26 protein-coding genes and 1 pseudogene are annotated in these 23557 nt (G+C 34.8%); 25 read left to right on the top strand and 2 right to left on the bottom strand.

All coding sequences use genetic code 11. The annotated features are described in order from the left end of the window. Window positions 1-16 precede the first annotated feature (16 nt). From M1D60_RS19725 to M1D60_RS19715, 3 genes are all read left to right on the top strand, one after another. Window positions 17-235, top strand: a complete 219-nt coding sequence (locus M1D60_RS19725; RefSeq protein WP_456276532.1) for a hypothetical protein — start codon at window positions 17-19, stop codon at window positions 233-235. 316 nt (window positions 236-551) lie between these two features. Beyond that, window positions 552-776 (top strand): hypothetical protein, encoded by a 225-nt coding sequence (locus tag M1D60_RS19720; RefSeq protein ID WP_456276531.1) that lies wholly within the window; start codon window positions 552-554, stop codon window positions 774-776. Between the two features lie 89 nt (window positions 777-865). Then, on the top strand, window positions 866-1900 hold the full coding sequence (locus M1D60_RS19715) for a hypothetical protein (RefSeq protein ID WP_456276530.1): 1035 nt from the start codon (window positions 866-868) through the stop codon (window positions 1898-1900). A 629-nt stretch (window positions 1901-2529) separates the two neighbouring features. On the opposite strand, the gene M1D60_RS19710 is transcribed toward M1D60_RS19715, so the two are convergent. Further along, entirely contained in the window at window positions 2530-2769 is a 240-nt protein-coding gene (locus M1D60_RS19710; RefSeq protein ID WP_456276529.1) for a hypothetical protein, read from the bottom strand. A gap of 370 nt (window positions 2770-3139) precedes the next feature. On the opposite strand from M1D60_RS19710, the gene M1D60_RS19705 reads away from it, so the two are divergent. Both M1D60_RS19705 and M1D60_RS19700 read left to right on the top strand, forming a co-directional pair. Further along, window positions 3140-3667 carry an RNA polymerase sigma factor gene (locus M1D60_RS19705; protein ID WP_456276528.1) on the top strand — a complete coding sequence of 176 codons (528 nt, stop codon included), beginning with the start codon at window positions 3140-3142 and terminating at the stop codon, window positions 3665-3667. Next, complete coding sequence (locus M1D60_RS19700) at window positions 3654-4394, top strand: hypothetical protein (RefSeq protein WP_456276527.1); 741 nt, start codon at window positions 3654-3656, stop codon at window positions 4392-4394. The genes M1D60_RS19705 and M1D60_RS19700 overlap by 14 nt, the downstream gene beginning before the upstream one ends. 191 nt (window positions 4395-4585) lie before the next feature. Here the strand turns inward: M1D60_RS19700 and M1D60_RS19695 are convergent. Further along, a pseudogene (locus M1D60_RS19695) lies at window positions 4586-4708 on the bottom strand (IS110 family transposase); the annotation flags it as partial. A 240-nt stretch (window positions 4709-4948) separates the two neighbouring features. Here M1D60_RS19695 and M1D60_RS19690 point away from each other — a divergent pair. The 20 genes from M1D60_RS19690 to M1D60_RS19595 all read left to right on the top strand — a co-directional run bounded on the left by M1D60_RS19690 (window position 4949) and on the right by M1D60_RS19595 (window position 23479). Beyond that, the gene (locus M1D60_RS19690) at window positions 4949-5566 is read left to right on the top strand and encodes a restriction endonuclease (protein ID WP_456276526.1); all 618 of its coding nucleotides are present in this window, start codon (window positions 4949-4951) and stop codon (window positions 5564-5566) included. Window positions 5567-5975: 409 nt separating this feature from the next. Beyond that, complete coding sequence (locus M1D60_RS19685) at window positions 5976-6266, top strand: DUF559 domain-containing protein (RefSeq protein WP_456276525.1); 291 nt, start codon at window positions 5976-5978, stop codon at window positions 6264-6266. 134 nt (window positions 6267-6400) lie between these two features. Further along, window positions 6401-7315, top strand: a complete 915-nt coding sequence (locus tag M1D60_RS19680; protein ID WP_456276524.1) for a hypothetical protein — start codon at window positions 6401-6403, stop codon at window positions 7313-7315. Between the two features lie 273 nt (window positions 7316-7588). Continuing rightward, window positions 7589-8542 (top strand): DnaD domain protein, encoded by a 954-nt coding sequence (locus M1D60_RS19675; RefSeq protein WP_456276523.1) that lies wholly within the window; start codon window positions 7589-7591, stop codon window positions 8540-8542. Then, window positions 8539-9180 carry a DnaB-like helicase C-terminal domain-containing protein gene (locus M1D60_RS19670; protein WP_456276522.1) on the top strand — a complete coding sequence of 214 codons (642 nt, stop codon included), beginning with the start codon at window positions 8539-8541 and terminating at the stop codon, window positions 9178-9180. The genes M1D60_RS19675 and M1D60_RS19670 overlap by 4 nt, the downstream gene beginning before the upstream one ends. A 47-nt stretch (window positions 9181-9227) precedes the next feature. After that, on the top strand, window positions 9228-9791 hold the full coding sequence (locus M1D60_RS19665; RefSeq protein WP_456276521.1) for a DnaB-like helicase C-terminal domain-containing protein: 564 nt from the start codon (window positions 9228-9230) through the stop codon (window positions 9789-9791). A gap of 49 nt (window positions 9792-9840) precedes the next feature. Further along, window positions 9841-10290 (top strand): hypothetical protein, encoded by a 450-nt coding sequence (locus M1D60_RS19660; protein WP_456276520.1) that lies wholly within the window; start codon window positions 9841-9843, stop codon window positions 10288-10290. Between the two features lie 64 nt (window positions 10291-10354). Further along, window positions 10355-11275 carry a restriction endonuclease gene (locus M1D60_RS19655; RefSeq protein WP_456276519.1) on the top strand — a complete coding sequence of 307 codons (921 nt, stop codon included), beginning with the start codon at window positions 10355-10357 and terminating at the stop codon, window positions 11273-11275. 258 nt (window positions 11276-11533) lie between these two features. After that, the gene (locus M1D60_RS19650) at window positions 11534-12046 is read left to right on the top strand and encodes a hypothetical protein (RefSeq protein ID WP_456276518.1); all 513 of its coding nucleotides are present in this window, start codon (window positions 11534-11536) and stop codon (window positions 12044-12046) included. A gap of 20 nt (window positions 12047-12066) precedes the next feature. Further along, window positions 12067-12309, top strand: coding sequence for a hypothetical protein (locus M1D60_RS19645; RefSeq protein WP_456276517.1), 243 nt, complete (start codon window positions 12067-12069; stop codon window positions 12307-12309). A gap of 33 nt (window positions 12310-12342) precedes the next feature. Next, the gene (locus M1D60_RS19640) at window positions 12343-12753 is read left to right on the top strand and encodes a protein-export chaperone SecB (protein WP_456276516.1); all 411 of its coding nucleotides are present in this window, start codon (window positions 12343-12345) and stop codon (window positions 12751-12753) included. 234 nt (window positions 12754-12987) lie between these two features. Further along, the gene (locus M1D60_RS19635) at window positions 12988-13272 is read left to right on the top strand and encodes an ATP-dependent DNA ligase (RefSeq protein ID WP_456276515.1); all 285 of its coding nucleotides are present in this window, start codon (window positions 12988-12990) and stop codon (window positions 13270-13272) included. Next, entirely contained in the window at window positions 13269-13532 is a 264-nt protein-coding gene (locus M1D60_RS19630; protein ID WP_456276514.1) for a hypothetical protein, read from the top strand. The genes M1D60_RS19635 and M1D60_RS19630 overlap by 4 nt, the downstream gene beginning before the upstream one ends. A 177-nt stretch (window positions 13533-13709) precedes the next feature. Further along, entirely contained in the window at window positions 13710-14813 is a 1104-nt protein-coding gene (locus M1D60_RS19625; protein WP_456276513.1) for a P63C domain-containing protein, read from the top strand. A 321-nt stretch (window positions 14814-15134) separates the two neighbouring features. Continuing rightward, on the top strand, window positions 15135-16082 hold the full coding sequence (locus tag M1D60_RS19620; protein ID WP_456276512.1) for a hypothetical protein: 948 nt from the start codon (window positions 15135-15137) through the stop codon (window positions 16080-16082). A 38-nt stretch (window positions 16083-16120) separates the two neighbouring features. Further along, entirely contained in the window at window positions 16121-16615 is a 495-nt protein-coding gene (locus tag M1D60_RS19615) for a hypothetical protein (protein WP_456276511.1), read from the top strand. Between the two features lie 289 nt (window positions 16616-16904). Continuing rightward, entirely contained in the window at window positions 16905-18209 is a 1305-nt protein-coding gene (locus M1D60_RS19610; protein WP_456276510.1) for a toprim domain-containing protein, read from the top strand. Further along, window positions 18194-19618, top strand: a complete 1425-nt coding sequence (locus M1D60_RS19605; protein ID WP_456276509.1) for a hypothetical protein — start codon at window positions 18194-18196, stop codon at window positions 19616-19618. Before M1D60_RS19610 ends, M1D60_RS19605 begins: the two co-directional genes overlap by 16 nt. Next, on the top strand, window positions 19584-20273 hold the full coding sequence (locus M1D60_RS19600; protein ID WP_456279498.1) for a hypothetical protein: 690 nt from the start codon (window positions 19584-19586) through the stop codon (window positions 20271-20273). The genes M1D60_RS19605 and M1D60_RS19600 overlap by 35 nt, the downstream gene beginning before the upstream one ends. Then, a complete protein-coding gene (locus M1D60_RS19595) occupies window positions 20270-23479 on the top strand; it encodes an AAA family ATPase (RefSeq protein ID WP_456276508.1) in 3210 nt (1069 codons plus the stop codon). Before M1D60_RS19600 ends, M1D60_RS19595 begins: the two co-directional genes overlap by 4 nt. Window positions 23480-23557 lie beyond the last annotated feature (78 nt).

Below are 23557 nucleotides of genomic sequence, written 5' to 3'. Positions count from 1 at the left end.
TGTGGAGGTACTGCGTATGTGTCTACAAAAGAAAATAGTGAAGATTGACCCGTTATATCCTAAAGCTTACTTTTTATCAACATGTCCTACTTGCCCAATCGGTAGCATCCGTTACCAATTCTCACTAGACTTAAAGCATTTAGAGCATTGGGGAGAATGTGATACCTGCCATGAACAAATTGAACTAAGCACAAATGAATATATAGGTAAAAATGAATTAGACAGAGCAATTTAATCTCCTTTATAGGTTGGTGAACAAGATGTTCTCTTTTTATTACTTTGCGATTTGTACCAGCATATGGCTAGGGATAGGATTGGTAGTTGGACTAAAGTTTATCTTCATTGACAAGATCCTTGATGACAATTCTAGCAATGAGGAAATTTCCAAAAAAAACATTGACCCAATTAGCAAAAGCGTACTACTCCTGTTTTTCAGAAACAGGATCAACTTTCTGGTTGTTTCAACACTGGCAGGAGCTCTTATGCTTGCCATTGATATCTACGTTAATTGGAAGTTAATGAAGGATGAAGAGGAGTAAAGGAGATTTGGAATGTGGAAGTGGCTCTTTAAAAATAGATGCAAACATCGTTATTTGGAGAAAGATAAAGAATATGTTGTTTTTAGTGAGGTTCCAGGTGGGGCTTTTCGAACCTATCTTATTTGCGAGTATTGTGGGAAGGTAAAAAAAGTTTGGTCAGATGAATGGGAACGAGAACAGAAGATTGCTAGATGGAAAGAGGAAGTTAAAGAGAAAAAGAAAAAAGAACACTTCTAATTATACCATAACAATTAGATAGGCAATATAGCCCATACGGTTGCGTTTATATTTAAAGCATCCAGTAATGTAAAATGGAGTGTCTGTATATGAAAAAGTGTCTGATATGTTCAAAGGCATTAAGTAATGTTAAAAGGAAGTTTTGTTCTAATAGATGCGTAGGTGTGTACAATTCGTCAGCTAGAAGAAAAAGAATAGAGACAAAATGTGCATGGTGTGGAAAAAAGATTGAAGTAATTCCAAGTGAGTTAAAAGAAAAAAATTATTGTTCAAGAACACACATGGGTTATGTCAATGCTAAAAGGCTAGGTGCTAATATTGAACAAGTTCAAAATGAACTAGAATTCATTACATGGACAAAGGAAATAGCATACTTACTGGGCATTATTGCTACTGATGGTACGCTTAGAAAAAATAGAAAGCAATTTAAAATCTCAAGTTATAGTAAGGAATTTATTGATAATCTGATTGAGATTATAAGTGGTATTACAGGAAGAACACATTATGCAAACCACCTTACCCCTAAATTCAATGGGAAAATATTTGACCACTATCAGGTTCAATTTACTAGTTATCCCTTATATGATTTTTGCTTAGCTGTCGGTATTACTTCTAATAAGACATATATAATGAATGAAATAAATATTCCTAATGTATTTTTCTCTGACTTTTTAAGAGGAACTTTAGATGGTGATGGTAATTATAATGTAGTAAAAGATGGTCAAAAAAGAAAGGTGAAAGTGAGATTATATTCTGGATCTAAGTCATTTCTAACCTGGATAAATCGAAAATGCATAGAAGTTTATAACTTGCATGGTGGAAAGATCTATCAATCAACAAATGAGTTGGGCTCAAAGTATATTTTGGTTTTTCAAAGTGAATTTGATTCTTATACGATCCTCAAAAAAATCTATGAGGATGCTTCATATTCCTTTATTGAGAAACGAAAAGAAGTTGAATTCTTTTTAAGCTCCATCGATAAATTATTAGCTACATGTAAAAAAAACAGAATTGGTGTTTCTTTATACTGCGCTCAACCAAATTGTAATAAAAAATTTACTGCAAATTCGCATAATCAAATATATTGTAGCTATGCATGTAGAATGAAAAAAAAGAGTAGTTAAGGAATAATCTGTATATATAATGCGCTCATTGCGATTTCTTTGAAGAGTATTAGGTTGGTAGATTAGAAAGAAATATAAAACTATGAATTAACCATTATATTTGGGAATAAGGAGGGACAATAGGGAAAGGGACTTTGTCCTTATCTATTGGGACAAGGTATTCTTTTTCTGTTTTATTAATTGAATTTAACAACTCAACGTATGCTTAGACGATGGGTTTGAGATCAAGGTATATAATCTCATAGAGAATGATACATAATTACTTTCCGTCAATGATAAACCCGAACTATCAGGAGAGGTTCTAATGAATCTTTAACCTATAGTTCGGGTTTATATTTACTGCTCTGCATACTAAAAAAAGAAGGCTCTATTTTACAGTTATATCATATTAAATAGGGGCGGATTTCCAGAGTAAAGGATTGAAAACAACAATGTAGAAAAGAGCAAAAAAGAAAAATGGTTTTCAAACTTATGAAACGATAGAAAATAATAGAAGTTTTTTAGAAGTAGATGGAATTGAGGGTTTTAACCTTACTTGCCTTAATCTAGTAAATGAAGAACTTACGTGTCTATGTATCAGATGGCAAAAAAAGAACAATATATAAATGCTAGGTATAGTGAATTCATATTTATTGTCTATTTAAGCGCTCAATTTCAGTTTCTACGTTGAACACACGTTTGTTTAACACTTCGGTTTTGTTCTCTAGAGTTTTATTCATTCTCTCTAATAAGGCGACAATATCTTGTGGTTGACTTAATTCGATACGGTGAACCGATTCTTTAATATCCTTTTGACCACTTTCAAGAGTATCAATTTTTGTTTCTATTGAATTTAATTTACCTAAGATCTCTATTAACAGTTTCTCCATAGTAATCCCTCCTTTTACTTTTCATTATACCATTTATCAACATATTATTGTCTCTTAGAAATAAAATAGTAATCCTTTTAACTTATCCTTTTATCGTTGCAGTCTCCATGGCTTGTACAAACATGCGGGCTGTTTTGTTATTTCTTACAACTCGTCTACTATTGGTCATTTTTTCGTCGAATGTCATGCGATGCTACATCGTAAGGAAGATGGAGTTAATTTGTCTGTGCAGCAGTTGAGAGAGCGGATTTCTTCAAAGGTTCCTCGAGTATAGGAAACACTAGCCAGGTTTTTCTGAATAAATTTTGCGCATTTGTAACCTTTTTATCCACCTAAGCGTTATATAGTCGAAATGGAAGGAGGGCGCATCTTGGACCAAAGGGAATTGGAGAATATATATAGTCTTTACACAAATGATGTATATCGTTTTTTAAGATTTTTTACAGGGTCTGTAACTGAAGCTGAGGATTTAACTCAGGACGTATTTTTACAGGTTATGAAGTCAATGGACCGATACAACCATCAAGGAACGATAAAGGCGTGGATTTTAACCATTGCACGGAATAAAGCTATCTCACATTATCGGAAGAAAAAGTTTACTAGTTTATTTTCCATACATAGTGATGAAGTGAAATCAAGGGATGGCCACCCAGAAGAAGAGTTTGCACAAAAAGAGCTGAAGTTTGTCATTCAAAAGGAACTATTAAAGCTAAGTTCACAATATCGAATGGTTATTATTTTAAGGTCATTAAAAGATTTAAGTGTAAAAGAGACAGCTGAAATACTAGGCTGGTCCGAATCAAAAGTAAAAACTACATATCATCGTGCTTTAAAAATGTTAGAAATAGAAGCATTAAAAAATGAGTGGTTAGGAGAGAGCCGGGATGAATGTGTCTAACGAAAATCAAATGAGTTCTGTCATACAAGAGGTGATTAGCGAAGAATTACCACGCAGGGAGTTTTTACAAGTATTATCCAATCAACTAGTAAAACGGCAGAAAGAAACAAGACGGTGGAAGTACATCTTAACGTTCGCCAGTTCATTAGCGGCTCTAGCCCTCGCATTTCTTTTGTTCTTGACTTTCCAAGCAGAGGATGTGACTCGTAACAGTTCTATTGATTATCACCTAGAAGAATATAAGCTTACTTCGGTTCATGATACTATGAAAGTTATTTCACAGCACCCAGAGATCATCAACTTTGAAGGAAACGACGAACTACTTAGTGACATTAGCACGATCCTCAGTCATCTTTACTATCTATCCAATGAATTTAGTACAATGAATGTAGATTTTATTAATTTGAATGAGTCCACTCTTACGTTGAACTTTAACGAACTAGGGACTAATAGTGGTCAAGTGGCTCAATTAGTTATTGATGCTAAGCGAGGAGTGATAGACTCATTTTCTCTTAGTTATAAGTATAAGCCTTCGTTTTATTTTAAAAATGAAATAACAAAAGAACTTGCTCTAAAAAGAGGTAAAGAGGCGCTTAATCTATTTTTCTCTGAAAAAATGGATAAAGGAATGGAAGAGATTGTAAACAGCCGCGAAGCAATTGTCACGTTTGGAAATGTAAAAATAGGTGTGGATTCCAACGGTGATATAATAAGCTTGTCTCAATAGAGCACTACTTATTGAATCAACAAGTCTTAATGGATATTGTATAATAGTTCTTAATCATTATGTTTGCAGCGTCTAACATTCTTCAATGAAATCTTAAAATCTATCATGATATACTAAAAATATGCATGCCAAATGACCTTCCTTTATCATTATTCTGGAAGGTTTTTTCATTGTCTTGATAAGTTTAGTTATTATGCATGATCTTGGAAAGTGGTTTTGTTTTTTAACAGGGCAAATATCCATTGTAATAGTTTGTTTGCACTTGCAATTACAGCTACTTTAAAAAGCTTACCTTCACTACGTTTCTTATCGTATATTAGCATCGAATCCTAATTTAATAAACGTTTACCCTTTGGAATTCTATGAGCAGCACCAATTCAGTTCGATTTCAGATCAAGAACTCCTAGAAGAGACCTCAAATACAACTTCTCAGATTACAGAAAAATGATACATCAAGAGATACTATAGAAGAGCTAATACCGTATGCGAGAGGAACTCTCGGCTGAATTATTAAGAATGATCAAAGAGTGTTCACCCGAATTCCTTAAAAGCTGGTGGTCGATCTCTTACTAGCCATGGGGTACGGTGGCACCAAAGAAGATGCTGGACAAGCAATTGGAAGAAGAGGAGACGAGGGAATTGACGGAATCATTAAAGAAGATAAACTTGGATTGGATACCATCTATATTCAAGCCAAAAGGTGGAACAATACGATAGGAAGGCCTGATATACAAGCTTTTGCAGGAAGCTTAGAAGGGAAGAGGGCCAAAAAAGGTGTGTTTATTACAACATCAAAGTTTTCAAATGAAGCAAAAGACTATGTTCGGAATATTAATAAAAAGATTGCTTTAATAGACGGAGAATGGTTAGTTCAACTAATGATTGAGTATGGTCTTGGTGTTTTGGAATGTAAGAGATATATAAATTCGATACAGGAAATGGGGGGAAATGCGCTAAATGCTATTCAGTTCTGGAAAGGAAATGAAGACAGTTCTGAAATTGGGGCAAATATAAATAAAACTTTAGAAAAAGATTTAGATGCTTCTATAGAGGAGATTAGAAAGCTACCTAATGAATTGGCTCAACGATCCAAGAGTAGTATTACGTCAATAAACAATGTTCAAAAAGAGATACAGACTATAAAAATAGCACAAATGATCAGTAGTGAGTGAAGGGGGATACCCCTCTTTAATAACTTTTTAACATTTAAATAGGATTAGGTGACTGAACCACAAATAGCGGCAAGGCAGATGGGGGAAGTTTCCTTTGAGGACCGAGGGGCGGTTCTGGTGGTTCTTTAGTAAATAAAGAAACCGCTAGAATCGTCCCTCTGGGTCTTTCTTGACTTGGAACAAAGTCCCCTTTATGTACTATTAGGTAGTGGCATAATAAACAAAAGAAAAAATTAATTAATAACGAACATACATTCCTTTTTATTGTATAATAAAAGGAGCGATCCATGGGTTGGGAAAATTCCTCAAGACCATGGGGCTCCTTATTTATCGGTATATTATATGTTTATTCTTGTCGATTATATACACTAACATTAAAAATGTCAATATTATTTTAGGAGAGATATAGGTGGAAAGGCATTTAAATAATGAAGATATATTAAAATGGGGAAATTACAACCGTAACCAAATATTCTTTATACTACGATGGACAGAGTTACTTAATGTACATACTCATGCATCTGCGAAAGAAAGAGACGTATATCGACAAAGGTTCCTTGAGTCTAAAGGGTGGAAGGTTACTCGTATATGGAGTCGAAGCTGGTGGCGGAATTCAAGTATTGAGATTGAACGGATTGATCAGTTGATTAAGCAATTGGTTGAGGATGAGAGTATTAAAAGCGAAGTTTTAAGAAGGTAAATGGAAAAATACAAAATATATTTAGAAATCCCAAACAGCCACCCACATTTTATATTTGTGGGGGGTTAATCTAGGGAGGAATTTATAAAACCTTATTGAATATATTGTGTAAGTTAAAGAAAGGTGTTGATGAATTGAATAATCCAGATTATGACTATCTGTGGAAGGATGTCATTACTTCACTATTTGAAGAATTTCTACTGTTTTTCTCTCCTGATTTGTACGAACGGGTAGACTTTTCAGTCCAACCAGAGTTCCTCGAACAAGAACTTCTAACGATCATTCCAGAATCCAACAGCAACAAGAGAACCTCAGACAAATTAGTCAAGTTACATTTGAAGGATGGTAACGAGCAATGGGTATATATTCATATTGAGGTTCAAGGAGATTATAGAAAGGATTTTCCAAAACGAATGTTTCAATCCTTCTATCGAATTATGGATTTGTATGACCAGCCGGTTTATGCCATAGCGCTTTTCACAGAGGAACGCGCCTCTTACAACAAAAATCATTATTTCTACGAATTTCTCGAAACAAAAGTTACCTACAACTATAATACCTTCAGTATTGCTTCTCAATCTGAGACCACACTTTTACAATCACAAAATCCGTTTGCATTGGCGGTTTTAGCAGGATTATACGCCATTAGGAGTAAGAAAAATAAGGATATGAAGTATCACTTTAAACGACATTTGATGAGGATCCTTTTTCAAGATAAAATGAAGGAGGGAAGTATTAAAAAAGAAAATATTAGTAAGTTATTTTTATTCATTGATAAGATTATAATAATGCCATATGAAGAAGAGATTGCCTTGATACAAGAAATAGAACCATTAGTTGAAAGGGAGGGATCGCAAGTGGGATTATCAATCGAAGATACAGTCTTGGGTCAGTACCTGTTAAATAAAGCAAGAGAAAAGGCTAAAATAGAGGAAAGACATGAAGTTGCGGAAAAACTAATAAAACTTAACGTTAGCTTAGAAACTATTATTGAGGCTACTGGATTAAGTAAAGAGGAAGTTGAAAAACTTATAATTAAGGAACAATAGGAATCACCTACACTTTAATGTGCTATGTTAGGGACAATCTACAGGATTAAGTGAAGAAATTTAAAATATAACGCCCCTTGTATAGTTAGTGGCTATAGTAAAACTACCTGCTGGTCCATTCTTAATAAGACTTTATTAAACAAATCACCTACACAAATATGTGCTAGGTGATTTGTTGCTGTTTAAATTTTTTTTAAACCCTTAACCCCTTTTATCCATTTAATCACTATATAGAATATGAAGGCACTTTTATTCGAAAGGGTTGTGATTTTAATGGCAAAATACAAATACAGAATAGTTCGAACAGATTTTTGGCTTAACCCAATGTTCTCCGAGGAGATGACTCCAGAGGATCGGTATTTTTTCTTATATCTTCTGACGAATCCACATACGACGCAGATTGGAATTTATAAGATTACGAAAAAGCAAATGGCGTTTGATATGGGGTATTCGATTGAGAGTGTGGAGTCGTTGATGAATCGATTTATCGAGCATCATGAGCTGATCCGGTACAATCCTGATACGAGAGAGATCGCCATTAAAAACTGGGGGAGGTATAACCTGCAAAAGGGTGGAAAGCCGGTTATGGATTGTATTTTATCTGAGTTAAAGGATGTCGAGGATGTTTCTCTTATTGCCTATGTGGCGCAATGCGTGGAGAAGGAAGATATTTTAGCTGTCTATGAATCTTTTTGCAACAAAATGGAAGAGGTTGAATTAGATGAATTCCTGGAAGATGACGAGTCGTCCCCCGATTCGTCTAGGGACCTATTTACGATACGTGGGCATAAAGAAAAACATAAATATAAACATAAAGAAAAACAACAACAAAAAGCTCTTGAACTTGGTATTGAGTTTGATCTAGATAGAGAGAGCTCCAAGAAAGAAGACATCAAAGAGATTATTGAGTTTTGGGATCAAAATGGTTTTGGTTTATCGAATGTAAATGCTAAGCAACAACTGTTGTTGTGGTTATATGATTCTAGCTTTTTAAATCCAAAGGAAATGATATTAAAAGCCTTGGAGATAGCGTGTTCTAGTGGTGTTAGGAGACTTAATTATGTGGTTGGGATCCTCAAAAACTGGGAAAATGAATCAGTTTTGACGTTAGATGAAGTTGAAACAATTAACGAGAAGAAGAAGCGGGGTACGGAGCTAGTGGAACAGGTAGGCTCCGATCTACCAAAGGAATTCAAACTAGATGTAACGGCTGGTGAAGATTGGTGAGTATAGCAGAAAAGACGTTTCTAGGAAGTTTGATGAAAGCTAATTACTTAATCAAGGATACAGTCATTCGTCCCGAGCAGCTAGAGGGTGCTATTCATCAACAATTAATGTATACGATGATTCAATTAATTGAGGATGGTAAAAGTGCAGATTTAATCACCATCACGACATTAACTGACTTTAATGCCTATGGTGGGGTATCATACCTAGCTGAAGTGTTATCGTACGCAGATATCGAAAAGTTTGAGGTACTAGAAGAAACTTTGATTGAGGTTTGGAAGGAGCGTGAGAAGAATAATATCCTAAAGATTGCTGCTGTGAATGATTGGGAGATTTCAAGAGTCATAGCAGAACTGGATAAAATCAACCAGCTTAGAATCAATGATCACTCATCCATCGAACAGGTACTATCAGCCATCTATTCTGCTCCGTGGGAGGATCAAGAGGAAGTAAAGAACGCGCCAACTGGGATTGAAAAACTTGATGACATTACTGGAGGCTTTCAGGACGGGGAGGTAATCGTTGTTGCGGCAAGGCCTTCCATGGGAAAAACAGATGTCATGCTCCATTTTGCAAAATCTACAGGGTGGGCAGGGGATGTACCGATCATCTTCTCTTTAGAAATGCCGGAACGATAATTACCTCAAGGCTGATTGCTTCCACAGGAGGGTTCAATCGCACCAAAATGCGAAATCCAAAAAAGATGCTAACTCAAAGCCAAAAGGATAAATGGTCAGAGGTCATCGGGAATCTGAATGAAACCAATATCCAGATCTTCGATAGTGCTGGGCAAAGGGTCGCTGAAATGAGAGCGAAAACGCGCAAAATCATGAACCAACATCCAAACAAGAAACCTGTTATTTTTATTGATTACTTAACCCTTATTCAAGCTAGTCAAATCTATGGAGGGAATATGCACTTGCAAGTAACTGAAATTTCCAAGAGCTTAAAAACAATGGCGAAGGATTTCGAATGCCCTGTCATTTGTCTAGCTCAATTAAACCGTTCAGTAGAAACGAGAGCCAATAAACGCCCCATGATGTCAGATATTCGTGAATCTGGAAGTGTGGAACAAGATGCGGATGTCATCTTGTTCTTATACCGTGAGAAATATTATGACAAGGACTCCGACGACTCAGCCCTCGAAATTATTGTCTCCAAAAACCGCAACGGCCCTGTTGGAACGATCACAGTGAAGTATAACGAACATACAGGAGCCATTGAGAATCTAAAGGATCATGTTGCTTAATTCAGCGTCAACTACTTCCCTATAAGAAAGAATGATGAGGTGAACACACATGATGGTGCAGGAATTATATCAGGCCAGTCTAGAATATGAAGAATCAGCCATAGCCCATTACATCTACCACTTACTAGCGGTTGGCAAGCTTTCCTTAACGGATGATGCATCGAAAGTAGATTTGAATCAGGCCGATCACCAAATAGTAAAGGAGTTGATTCAACAAAATCTATTAGGCATTAAACCTATTAATATCTACTCAATGAAAAAGAACTCAGATGTTTTCGTTTTTATCTTTGCACATAGTCCTGCTGAGGCTTATGAATTCTATATGAAAACATTTGGTGCCAACCCGTTGAACTGTCATGAATATTCACTGGAATTGAAAATGGTGAGAGGAAAGAGGGGTGTTACGTTTCGGGAGATGAGGAAAGAATTTAGTAGTTTTCCAGCAGTAGTGGGCTATTACAGGAAAGTGGCAGCACAAGCTAGTATGGTTTTAGATTAATTAGATAGACCGGATGTAATAGAGTCCTAATAATTTTTTGGAAAAATAATGGAAAGGAGGTTAAATGGTGGCCGTACCTGATTCTCAAGCACTTATGTTACCTATATTAAAAATTCTAGAGGATGGAAAAGTACATTTGTTGAAAGATCTTTATCGACAACTAGCAGAAGACATTCGATTAAGTGAAGCTGATAAAAATGAATTACTACCAAGTGGGGCAGAAAGGAAATTTAATAATCGAGTTCGATGGGCAAAGACCTACTTAGAAAAAGGTGGATTAATAAGAACTGTTTCTAAGGCTAGGTATGTCATCACTAAGCGTGGACGAGAAGTATTAGCATCGAATCCTAATCTCATTAACGTTTACCCTTTGGAATTCGATGAACAGAACCAATTCAGCTCGATTTCGGATCAAGAACTCCTAGAAGAGAGCTCAACTACAACTTTTCAGATTACAGAAAATGATACACCAGAAGAGATACTAGAAAAGAGCTACCACCGCATGCGAGAGGAACTCTCGACTGAATTACTAAGAATGATCAAAGAGTGTTCACCCGAATTCCTTGAGATGGTGGTTGATCTATTACTAGCCATGGGGTACGGTGGCACCAAAGAAGATGTTGGACAAGCAATTGGAAGAAGAGGAGACGAGGGAATTGATGGAATCATTAAAGAAGATAAACTTGGATTGGAAACCATCTATATTCAAGCCAAAAGATGGAACAACACGATAGGCAGACCTGATATACAAGCTTTTGCAGGAAGCTTAGAAGGGCAGAGGGCCAAAAAAGGTGTGTTTATTACGACGTCTAAATTCTCAACTGAAGCAAAAGACTATGTTCAGAACATCAATAAAAAGATTGCGTTAATAGACGGAGAGTGGTTAGTTCAACTCATGATTGAATATGGTCTCGGTGTTTTGGAATGTAAGAGGTTTGTTGTGAAGCGGATTAATAAGGATTATTTTGGGGGAGAGGGAGTTTAGAGGGAGTTCTATCTTTCTTAGTCTTTCGGACAAAGGTGATGCAAATTTAATCAGTGGCACCAATTTATTGTTTTAGATATATAAATAATATAAGTAGGAGAACTCACAAATATCAAGTTTGTAAATTTTATCTAATTTTAGCAGTAAATAGGACTATGTTGTTGAAGGTAATTAACTAGTTATGTAGAATAAATAAGAAGAGTACTGACTAAAGTTCTAAAATCTGTCAATAATAACATAGAATTATGAGGTAAGGAAATGCCGTTATTTGTTGGGTATCATGGGACTAAAAGATCTGTTGCAAAAAGAATAGAAAAGACAAATTTTATCGTAAGTCATAAAATAGGCTGGTTGGGTAAAGGAACCTATTTCTTTGAAGAGAAGGAATCCATGGCAAGAAGCTGGGCAATATTCAGATTTGGATTGGCTATAGAAGTATTAGAAGTTGTTATAGATGTTCCAGATGGGAAATTCTTCGATATAACACACCCATATAGTAACGACACTAAAGACTTTTATGAGGCAAGAGATGAATTAATTAATATAATGGTAGAAAACGGAATAGATTTAGATGAAGAAAAAAGTGCCCTTGAAGGAAAAGTTTTAGATTATTTATGTGATTTGAGGGGTATACTCTTAGTAAGAGCGTTTACCTACACTTTTCAAGAAATTGACAGGCAAGATGATAGAAAATTATTCTCTCGTTTTGCTAATGGTATTGAACTGTGTGTGAAACATAATGGAATTATAAAACAAAAACAAATAATATAACCGAAAAATGAGGTGTCATAATGTCTAACATCAGAAAAGAGATTAGAGAATCATTCTCTGGCTTATCTAAAGAAGAGATTTTAGCCAAACTTTTAAACTCAGGCTTTAACGTTAAAGAAGGTAACGGGGAAATTACAATAAGAGATTCTTATCATAAGGAAGATATGAATTTTAAATTGCAAGGTAATTACACTTTGGAGTCTAAAATCGGTTCTGGAAAAACAGAAGAATATGCTCCTAGGAGTTATTCTTTCGCTAGTTAAAAAATCTATTAATCTTTCTAAAAGAGGTATTTTATGAGTGAATTAAAGAGTGCGTTAAAGTTCAATGATTTCATAATTGAAGAAACAATTTTCAGAAGAAATTATGTAGAACCTGGTGAGTTTGAACTTGAGTTTAATTTTAGTGCAAATGCAATTTTATCAGAAAATAAGGATAAAGCAAATCTTGAGTTAACATGTCAATTATTTGATGAGTACTTTATGAATGGAGAAGCACCATTTTATCTAAAGACAACAATAATTGGATATTTTGAATGCGAGAATGTGAGTATTGAAGATTTTGAGTTTAATGCACTGGCAATTTTACTACCTTATTTGAGAGCTTTTATCACAAGCTTTACCTCACAGTCAGGTATTCCACCGGTTATTTTACCACCAATAAATGTCTATAATTACTTTAAAAATAAAAATGATGATCTAATATAACTTGCTTCTTATATAATGCCAACAAACACCTTTAACTCGAAGGTGTTTTATTAAATTTGGATAGCATCGGTACATTTTTTGGAACAATGTCTATAGTCCCCTTGTACCTCAGAACGAAGTTGCATCAAAATTCCCTGAGTTAGTTTCCCTAGTAAGTATTACACCAGGCACTGTTCTAGACGGAGAACTGATCGTAACTAATGAGGATTGGAAGCCGTACTTTGACGCAGAGTGATGAGCCGTTCTCAGTCTATAAGATCCCATTGCCGCATTAGTTATGTAGTTTTTGATGTACTACTTCATCTCGGAGAATCAACAACCAGCCTGCTATTATTGATGCGTAAGGAATTACTTGCGGAGATCATTGAGACTGATACTGACTTACTCTCAAAATCACAGTTTGTTGAAGGTAATGGTAGTGCCCTTTTCGAGCTAACGAAGGAACAGTCACTTGAAGGGATCGTTTTGAAGAAGAAAAATTCTAAATACGAAACAGGAAGCCGTAGTCAATCTGGTTGAAGTGTATCAATTATCAGTATGCTGACGTGCTAGTTACTGGCTTTCGTAAAAATGAATTTGGAAGGTTGATTAGTGATTATGATGGTAAGGCTCTTGGGATTATGGTGCTTGGTGTTCCTGAGAATGATAGGGAAAGAGGGTACCAGGCTAAGAGATTGCAAGAGAGTACCGATTTTATTTTTATAGTGCCGTTTGAGACTAAAGTTAAGTTTATGGAATATACGAAAGCAGGATTATTGCGGTTACCTTCGCTCGCCTAAAGTGGCGGTTTTTTTGTGAGTACGGGGCACTGGTTTATCTTTGTTACGAGGGATGTTTGGTCCGTCTTTTTTATAATAATTAATAAAAGTTGGACCTAATCATGTGTATTTGTTATAATGGTCCCATAATAGTAAGAGTGTAATAAAAAAACGGACCGAATGGAGTGGGCAGTTATTATGGAGAAAAATCAGTTTGTAGAAAAATGCCTGAAAATGCCTCATGCAAAAAAGGTTGGTTATTTCTTGGTTGAAGAAGAAAAAGTCTATGCAGCGATCCATGACAATGGTGAATGTTTCTTTAACAAAGACCAACAGGAAATAGTTGATGCAAAGAAAGAATTCTTAGACTTTAGTAAATTCATTGAAATACCTCGTGCTATTGTAAATGAATCCGATTTAAATATCGGTGATACAATATTAACTTGTTCAGTATTAAATGATGGAAGAAGAGTAATTAAGGATACCAGTCTATTTAAAGCTCTTGATAGATCAAGAAAGGGAGAAACGAGGATTGAAGGTTTCCCTCCAATAATAGGATCTAAAACATTAGCTACGCTATTAACTGAAAAGTATCCGCACTATCTCGAATCAATAATGCCATTTGAAGTAGCACAATTTAATGGAAAGACAGGAAAATGGTATGACGCAAATACAATTCCTATGATTTGTGACCTTTACATGGAAGCTGAAAAAGAGGGCTTAATTACAGCCAACCAGCAACATGTCTTAGATAAAGCAAAAATTTTGTTAAGATCCTTAGCAAGGGTTGGTATTACAGCTCTAATTGATGAAGCAACAAATTATCAGGATATTAGAGGTAAGGATGAACTTCAAATCCTACTAGAGCAATTCATTTCTGAGGAACTGCGTCCCTATTCTCGAGAATTTCGACGTGATTACTTTGAACAGTTGTTTCGCTTATATAATCTTCCATATGATCCTACATCTTCAAGACGCCCTAGATATTTTGCAGGATTCACTCGTAAATATGTCTACGATATGCTACCACCAAATGTATGGGATAAATTAGATAATATGAATCCTTTAATTTACAATAGTGAAAAGGATCGTTGGTATAGAAAACATCGTATACATCAATACCTTTCAGAAGAAAAAGGATTAAAATTTTTAAGGGAACATCTTGAAAGCCTAATTCCTGTAATGAAACTGTCAAGTGACATGGAAGATTTTAAAGGCAAGTTTGAGCTTGTTTATTCGGATAAAATTAGAGCTATTGAAAAAATGAAGGAACAATATCAGACTACAATCGAGGATTTTTAAGTGAATTTATGTCAATGCTGCTTTACGATCGATGACTTTCGATTGGTATAATAAAAATGGGACAGAAGGTTATTTTAAACCTTCTGCTAATAAAGGAAATACTCAGAATAAAGTATGGTAACACTAAAAAAAGTTAACCTGTAAAAAGGTTAACTTTTTGTCTTTTAAATTCTGGAATTTAAGTGGTTACATAAGGTTTAGTATCTTGCCTTAAACAATAGAAAGTGATCAGTAAGTGACTGTTATATCTTTCATTTTTTCGAAAATAACTTAGTCTATATGAAATGGAGGTAGAAGAAAATAAAAGAAAGTGATTATGAAATGGCCAAGATCATCTTAAAGGATAAAAAGTTAAATATTAAATCTCTGAATAAAATGAAGGATCCAGCACTAGCGGAAGTTTTGGCTAAGGCAATTGTCCATTTTGCCTTTCGAAATGGACCGGTTGAAACTATCCATAGCAAAGGGAATTTGACGGAATCGGATATGAAAACCATTAATAAATACATGACAAATCAATTAACGGGCTTGATTCTCTCTATGCAAAAAGGAGAATGGTACCTATTAGATAACATTTTGAAGTCTTATAAGATGTTTGGCATGCAATGGGATAAAGCAGATCTAACAAAATTCAATAAAGAGAAGCAAATTATCATTGATAAGGTAGTAGAAATAATAATAGCTGAAGAGTTAAACAATAATAGTTCAGGTAAGAAAGAAGATGATTACCAATACATTGATATAGATTATTCATCTACTTTGGATGAAGAAACAGGTGTAATTCAATTTTCTACTTCAATTAAGAACTATTGTTTTAACACCGATTCTAATGAAGTAGTTGGTAGCTCCAGTTTTTCATTCTATAACTTTAGTCTGTATGAGGCTTGGTCAGATGTAATGGATATTGCAGACAGCTTTTCAGGCGATGAGTATAAACTGATGGTTGGATTAAAAGATATATTAGAAGAAGAGATGCAAGGTAGAGGTGTTCTTCTAAATTCGATAAATGTTGAAGACCAGTATCAGCAAACGGGAATAGGGACGCTGGCCATGGAGAAGTTACTATCCTATTGGACAGTGTTGGGAGCAGATTTTGTTGTTTTGCAAGCATCCCCACCTATTGGGAATCAAAGTGAAGCAGATAGAGGAAAAAATATAGAAAGATTAGTGAGATTCTATGAATCGTTTGGATTTGAAGAAATAAATAAAGGGAGTACAAACGAAGGACCAATCATGATTATGGATTTATTTACTTTAAATGTTGTTTGATTATGATGCTAAAATGTTGTTGGTAAGGGGACATGTATATGACGAATAAAGAGTATCAGGAAATAGTTGAAGAAAGGTACGGTAAAAGTTTAAGGGATATTATGTATGAAATGTGCGTATTAAGAAATGTGAGTAAATGGGAGGGAGCGCAAGAATTAGGTGTTCCAGATAAGACATTTTTAAAATGGAGAACAAAATTCCGGTTTGGTCCCGATCAACTAAGATACGATGAGGCAGAGCGTTATAATGAAGAGTTGATTGATACATATAAAAACCAGTTAGAAAACACTAATCTAATTAGGGAATTTGAGTATAAAGAGGAAATTTCGTTAAGGGGTTTTAAAGAATTATCCAAGCGTATGCTTGAAGTAGAAAAGTTAAAGAGGACGAATATTGAAGGAGGAAATTATTCAAACATAGAATCAGCATTAAGGATTGGGACTTTAGAAACAATGATTGATTATTTGAATCGATACGAACGTGGTGAGTTGTACGAGAGTTTCCTTCAGGAATTAATGTCAATAGATAGCTGAAGCTTGTTGAATAGCATAAGAAGATTAAGATGTGTGTGAAAGGTGTTTCTTGTAGGGTAGCACTTTTTTACATAAATAAATTAATTTTTGTTTTCCTTCAAATTATGAAATAGCCCAAACCAAACCTCCTTGGAAAAAATGAAGTCCTGACATAGAAATTATTTATTCTAGTCAGGACTTTTGTTTTGAATAAACATATTGCTTATTACTTCCATCACCTAATATCTTACAATTACTCTTTCTTAATAATTCTGCTAATATAAAGAAAAGAGCTAAATATGGTGATAAAATGCTGAATAAAGAAGAATTAAATTATTTATATATATATGTTTTAAAGAAAGGCGAGGAATTAGAAATTCCTCCTGATAGCAACAATGAAAGTGCATTTATAGATCTTAAGATAATAAAGAAAACAGAAAGAACAATTCGCCTAGTTTCAATATTGACTGTAGGTATAAATGAAAATCAGTTTATTGAGTTTGACCAAGAATTATTGAATCTTAAGTTAACTCCTAAAAAGAAGATTCAACTTAAGGACCATGACCGCTCAACACTAAAGTGGTTAGCTGAAGGATGGATTATGAAGGAACTAAGGTTTAATAAAGATGGTAGGACTCCAGAAGCATCCTATTACCGAATGGGTTTTCGATTTTTTAAATTCTTAGAATTAAAGGCTCGGGCTGAGGAATTAAAAATAGAAGAAGAGTTTATTAACTGGAAAAAGGTTGCTCGATCTGCAGTAGATGGACAAACCCAGAGCTTTAACCAAAATCTAAAAAGACTAAGGGATGCGTTGTTGGATTTATCCGCGAAGGATTTAAGTCAAATTAACCAATCCCATTATATTAACGATAAATGGACTTTAACCAAAAATTTGAAGTATCTTCATTTCCTTCTAGCATTTACTCAATTAGCACTTAATAAGAAGGAATTTGATTGGAAAGAAGTTGGAGCGAGTTACTTTAAAGAAATTGGTGGATCAAAAAGGTTTGATCAGAATAAGGACGAGTTTATAGAACAACTAGAATCTTCAGTGGAGTATCCTGTACACATGTTGGGAATGACGAGTCTTGGTAAAATAACACCCTTATATTTTTCTGGACACTTAGAAGGAAAATACTCAAGTCATCAGTATGGTCCTGTACATGCTTTGACAGACTTGTCAATATCCGTTGAAAATTATTCTACGAGGGCGAAGTATCTATGGTTAGTAGAAAACAGAGCAATTCTAACCCGACTAGCTGCTGCAAGAGACTTCTTAAAAGAAACTGATTCACTAGTAGTTTGTGTAGATGGTCATCTTCGCACATCACATAAGCATAGTATCATTCAACTTATTAAAAACAGTTCCCTAAACCAGGTACTGATATGGACAGACTATGATTCGGATGGACTGAATATTTCAAAAGAGTTACATGCTGCTATACCAGAGAGTGATCATGTTATAAAAAAGTGGATTACTCCTAATCAAGATGTAGTCACCAATTGGTATACCTATGAGGGGCTAATTCAGAATTACTTGCAACAAAATAAAATGGAACAAGAGCAGATACTAGGAGGTGTAGAGGAGTGGAAAAAATGGATAGAAAGCTAGTATCGATATTTCAGGCTAATGAGTCATCTCCTGAAGTCTTTCAGACAATGAATGATCTAGCGACACTTTCTGGTGTGTTAAGTGACTTGAGTTCACTTTATTCTTTTGGATCTCCTGGAGAAATACTACGATTTCTTAGGGTAATTCAATTAATAAATGAAGAGGCCCTTGGATTGGATGAGCCAATTGAAAATGCTGAAATGCTTTATTACCGCTATCGAAATCGATACCAAGACTCAGATCCTCCTTCTAAAAAGAAAGTTGAGCAAGTAATTAATATACTTGTTAAATATAACTGGATATCAAAGCAATCAAGGCGGATTAAAATGAGAGATGTTGGGAAAAGAATGATGGATGCTCTTATTCGCTTAGCCAATGATTCTTTAGCCTACTATATGGAAGACGATATTGGACGGGCTCTTTTTCAGGCACGTCGTGATGCAGATTTAAGTGAGGCGTACGATGATAACGGCATTTCAGGTGGAAATAAGATTGCTAGTATGATCCGTAATGTAGAAAATGCTATCCAATTAATTAAGGATAGAGAACTTGAAATGTTAGCAGACCGAACAGCTCTTCCTCAATTGGAGAAGATTCATAAGTTAATGCATGAATTAGATGTTAAATTGAAGGAGCGTATACAAGCCTTTGAGACTCTTGAAGAGAGTTTGGTGCTTTCTAATCTAATGCAAAAAGGTACATCTGCCCTTGCAGAGGGGACAAACTTAAGTCTTGGAATTATTAATAAGTATTTGAAGTTTTCACATATGCAAAATACTCCACTATCTTCAATCATTCAACCTGAAAAAGTACGGGAATTTATTGTTCAGATGTATAACCCTCCACTTGAATCGGATATCCCTAATGTTTACCAGCTTTTTAGTTTTATGGAACAGAATCAATATGAAAATGAGGCAATAGATGGTTTATGGATACCTTTTAAAATGGCTGCACCTATATCATCTGAAGCTATTGATGAAGCCATTTATTTTATGGAGACCTATGAACCATTATCAACTCCAATTGAAGAAGAAACAGAAGAATTGATTTATACAACAGAAGAGTTATCAGAGGAAGATTTAGACGAGTTGATGAGGCAAGCGAACTGGGTACTCACCAAGTCCATGATAAAAACGGAAGCAATTGAAACATATTTTGAAGATCATGAAGAGGCCCCGGTTGAACAAGTAGTAATTGAGGCAACATCATCACAATGGAGTGATGCAATCAATGCTGTTACTGCTATCTCAGCTTTGGTAGCCGATAAAAAACTAGAAATGGTTAATGGAAGGAACGGAACACAGTTACAACACTATGAAAGAGAATGGGAGTGGATGAATCGTGAAGATGGATCCAACATTATCCGAAAAAGAAATGGAAGAAAAGGCCCAACCGGAGGGGGAACATGAAATAAATACTAACTCCCTAAATGCTATGCAACTACTAAAAGGCATTTTATCTGAGAAAGAAGAAATAGCGTTTATGAATATAATTTTTTCTTCTTCTGCTACGATCCGCTCGGGGAATTTTGGGTTAACAAGAAGAGAAGTGGAAAAGCTTCTATCTCTACAGGAAAATGACGAACAATTCTATTCATTTATAACAAGGGTAAATCAATCTGTTAGTCGTTACATGAAACTAATATATGATCAACGGCGTGATCAAGTAATTGTGATGATGAGAGTACCTGCTCGAGCTGCTAGAAATACACTTTCTAAAGAAAGTTTGGCTTTACTATTATATATATTCTATCAACAAGAAGTATTACAGCATGAATTTACGTTGTTTGAGCAAATTTTAGAAGCTTTTGGACATCAGACTACAAAAGCAAACCAACGAATGCTAGTAAATCTAGATTCTTTAAAAAAGATAGGAGCAATTGAAGAATATGATACCAGCTCTAATGAAAAAGCGTATCAAATAACAGCAATTGGTGTAAATATGTTTTCAGACTCTTTCCTTAGACGAACAACTGAATTCAGTCAATCAAATCAGTTAAATAAAGAAGAAGTCCTGAAATTCTTTAAGCGATACAACCTGTATCAGAAAGGGGAAGACCAATGATTCCTTGGAGATTAAAGTTTTCTGGAATACGAGACTATCCCCCGGTCCAAGCTGACCTATCAGGGACTGAAGATCATGTGTTAATTACTGGACCAAATGGGGCAGGAAAATCTACCATTACTTTTTGTCTTGGGGCTGTCTTATATTCCTCAAAAGTGGATATAGAGGGATTGAAGTCTCGAAATCTTCCCTCAGATCAAACCTGGAAAGCAAGTATATCATTATTGTTTAAAAATGAAGGAGTAATGAAGATAGATGCTCCAAGTTTTATAGAGTTCTCAATAAAAATTATACAGGAACCGGGGCAGCCAATAAAAAAGGAATTTACAATCTCGTTAGGAGAAGCTGTTGATAAGTGGGAAGACACTATTCGATATAGCTCTGGAGACCGAGTTTATAATTTTACTGAATATAAAAAAGACTTAAGGTACAAATACAAGATAGATTCAGACCATTATTATTTAATCTGGTATCAGCAAGAGGTGAATCAGTTTGCAGTCATGCATCCTGAAGAACGGTTTAGAATTTTTAGTGAGATGCATGGAATTGATAAGGTGCAGCGTGATTGGGAAGAAAGTATGGAGAAAGTGAAGGAAACAGAAGAAACAGTCCGGTATTCCGAGAATAATGTCAAGCATAAGAAAGCTGAACTTTCGCTAAAAAAGACAGCCTTGGACCGATACGAAGATAATAAAAAACGTTTAAATGAAGGAGCAACATTATATATAGAATCTCTGTTACAACTAGAAATATATCTAAATAAAGAAATAGATCAACTAGGAAAAACAATTGACCAGATTAAAGAGGATATCCTTGTTGCTAATGATGATTTGAACTTATTAAAAGGACTAAGAGAGCAGGAGAAAGAGGAATTAGGGTTAACGAAAAAACAGTTTGTTGAATTAGATTCACAAATTGAATCTGAAAAGGAATCCCAGAAAGTAAAAACGGAAAAAATTAAACAAATTCAAGATAATATAGATACGCTAAATCATGAACTAAAAGAGTTGACCAAAAAGAAAAACAAAATTGAAAGGACAGAAGAGGAAGTTAAGTCAGAGTTATCTAAATCACAAAATGATTATAAAGCAACAAAAGAGGAAATAAAAAAAGTACAAGAAAGCTTAAATGAGATTGATAGCTCTTGGCAAGATATTGTGAAGAAAATTCTAGATCTTGAACAGCAAGTAAAAACAAACGAAAAGCAGGATCTCGTTCATAGGGATAGATTAGAGAAATACAAGAGTAGTCATAAGGTTCAAGAGGAAATAAATGAACTTGATATTAGAATTATTAAAAACAAAGAGGTCGAATCAAGCCTGCGTAAGCAGGAATCGGACCTAAAGAAAGAAAAGAGTCTTCTTGAAGAAAATAAAGAGCTGTCAAAACGACAAATAGAATCTCTTAAGTATTTTGAACATATAGGTGTTAGTGCTTATCCACTTCGGGAACTAATAGAAATGGAGAAAAGTAGCCAATTAAAAGATGAGAAAATATTCGATGCAATAAAATTTACTGTATTTTATGATGCGAAAGAGGTCAGTCCACCTAACGACCTTTATCATGTATCCCTTAAAAATATAATCCCTACTCATATGGTTTCTAGACTTCCAGAGCTCCAATTATCAATAAAACCTGAATTAGAAGAGAACGTTATGCCTCATGCCTTAAAAGCTTTATGGTGGGTTGAACAGTTCTTTAAGGAAGGCTTTATTTCAACTGAGAATGGTATATTAAGAGATCAGTTTGGATTCCGCGGTCCACAAGAGAAAGAACGTTATATACTCAGTGAAAAGGCGCTACTTTCGAGAAAACAAGAAGTTGAGAAGTCACTAAGCCGATTAGATACAAGGATTAGAGACATAAACTTACTAATAAAAGGAGACACTAAAAGCATTCAAAATTTATATAGTGTTATCCAACATGTTCGGGAATCTGAAGCATTTATGTTAGGAGAGCATGACCGAATTACTTTGAAGGAAAAACTTCAAAGGGCTAGAGTAGATAAGTCACATTTAGAGGAAGAACGCAAATTATTAAATGATAATAATCAAAAATTGTTAACCCAAAGAGCCGAGCAGAATCTCTACCTAGAAACTTTGCAAAGAGAAGAATCATTTTATATAGAGCTTGGGAAAATGAAAGCAAAGTATGAGGAACAAGCCACCTTAGAACAAGAATTAGAGTTAGAGAAAGAGATAGTGAAGAAACAAAAAAGAAAAATTGAAGAATTAGAAGAAACATTTGAAGATTTAGCACAAAGAATTAAAAAGTCTGAAAGAGGCATTAACAATAAAGACGATAAAATTTATGATTCACAATTAAATATTCAGAGTATGGAGAAGCAAAAAGGACGTAAACTTGAAGAGGAAGAAGCAGCTAAATTAGAGCTTATTAATGTACTAAAAGAGTTAGCAGATATTGAAAAGCTCATGAGAGAAATTTATAAGGAAACTAAAGATAAAATATTAACTGCAACTCTCCCTTCTGTTACTGCAATTAAACAAAATCGTGAGAATGGTAGGGTGAAGTTTAAACAAGCACGGATGGAAGATGGCATTGATCCCGCAGCACCTGAAAATTATGAAGTGATAAAAAAGGAATTTGAAAGGCTTGAAAGTGAATATAAGAGATCAGTCATTCTATTAGATCAAGATAAAGAGAGAATGGAAAGTTTAAAGGATCAACTAGAAACGACGGTTAATATGAGAGTTGCTGAAATCCAGAAGCGATTTAAGATATATATGAACCACTTTCAATTTGAGGGTGACATAAGTTGGGAATCTTACGAGGACCGTAGTAAGAGAACTCATTTCAAGTTATTCATAAAAGCGCGAAAAGAAGGGCATCGTGGTATGATGGAGGATGTCAGTACGAAGGCTCGTGGAGGAAGAGTTGGTAAAGGAGTTTCTGGGGGCGAGGAATCATTAAGTTCTTTGCTTTTTGCGCTTGCATTGCTCCAAAACCTTCACATAAGCCCTGGCTTTATTGTACTAGATGAATTTGATAGTGCACTGGATGAAAGTAGGAAGGTTAAAATATTTGATTTGTATGAAAGAGAGTTAAATAGAAAGCTCATTATCGTTACACCAAAATCACATGAAGAAGCATATTTAAATAAATTCTCTAAAGCATTTGTTGTAACTCACAATCCTTTAATTCCAGAGAGTAAGGTAGTGGGGATTGTTAAAAAAGAAACAGTATGATGAGGAAAAATAGAGAAAAGTGTAAAACAGTAGGCCCGCTAAGTTCCTACTGTTTTTCTAATATAAAACTTTTCAATA

The organism is Bacillus sp. AK128 (assembly GCF_053903075.1).
This window is presented reverse-complemented; position numbering and strand designations above follow the sequence as displayed.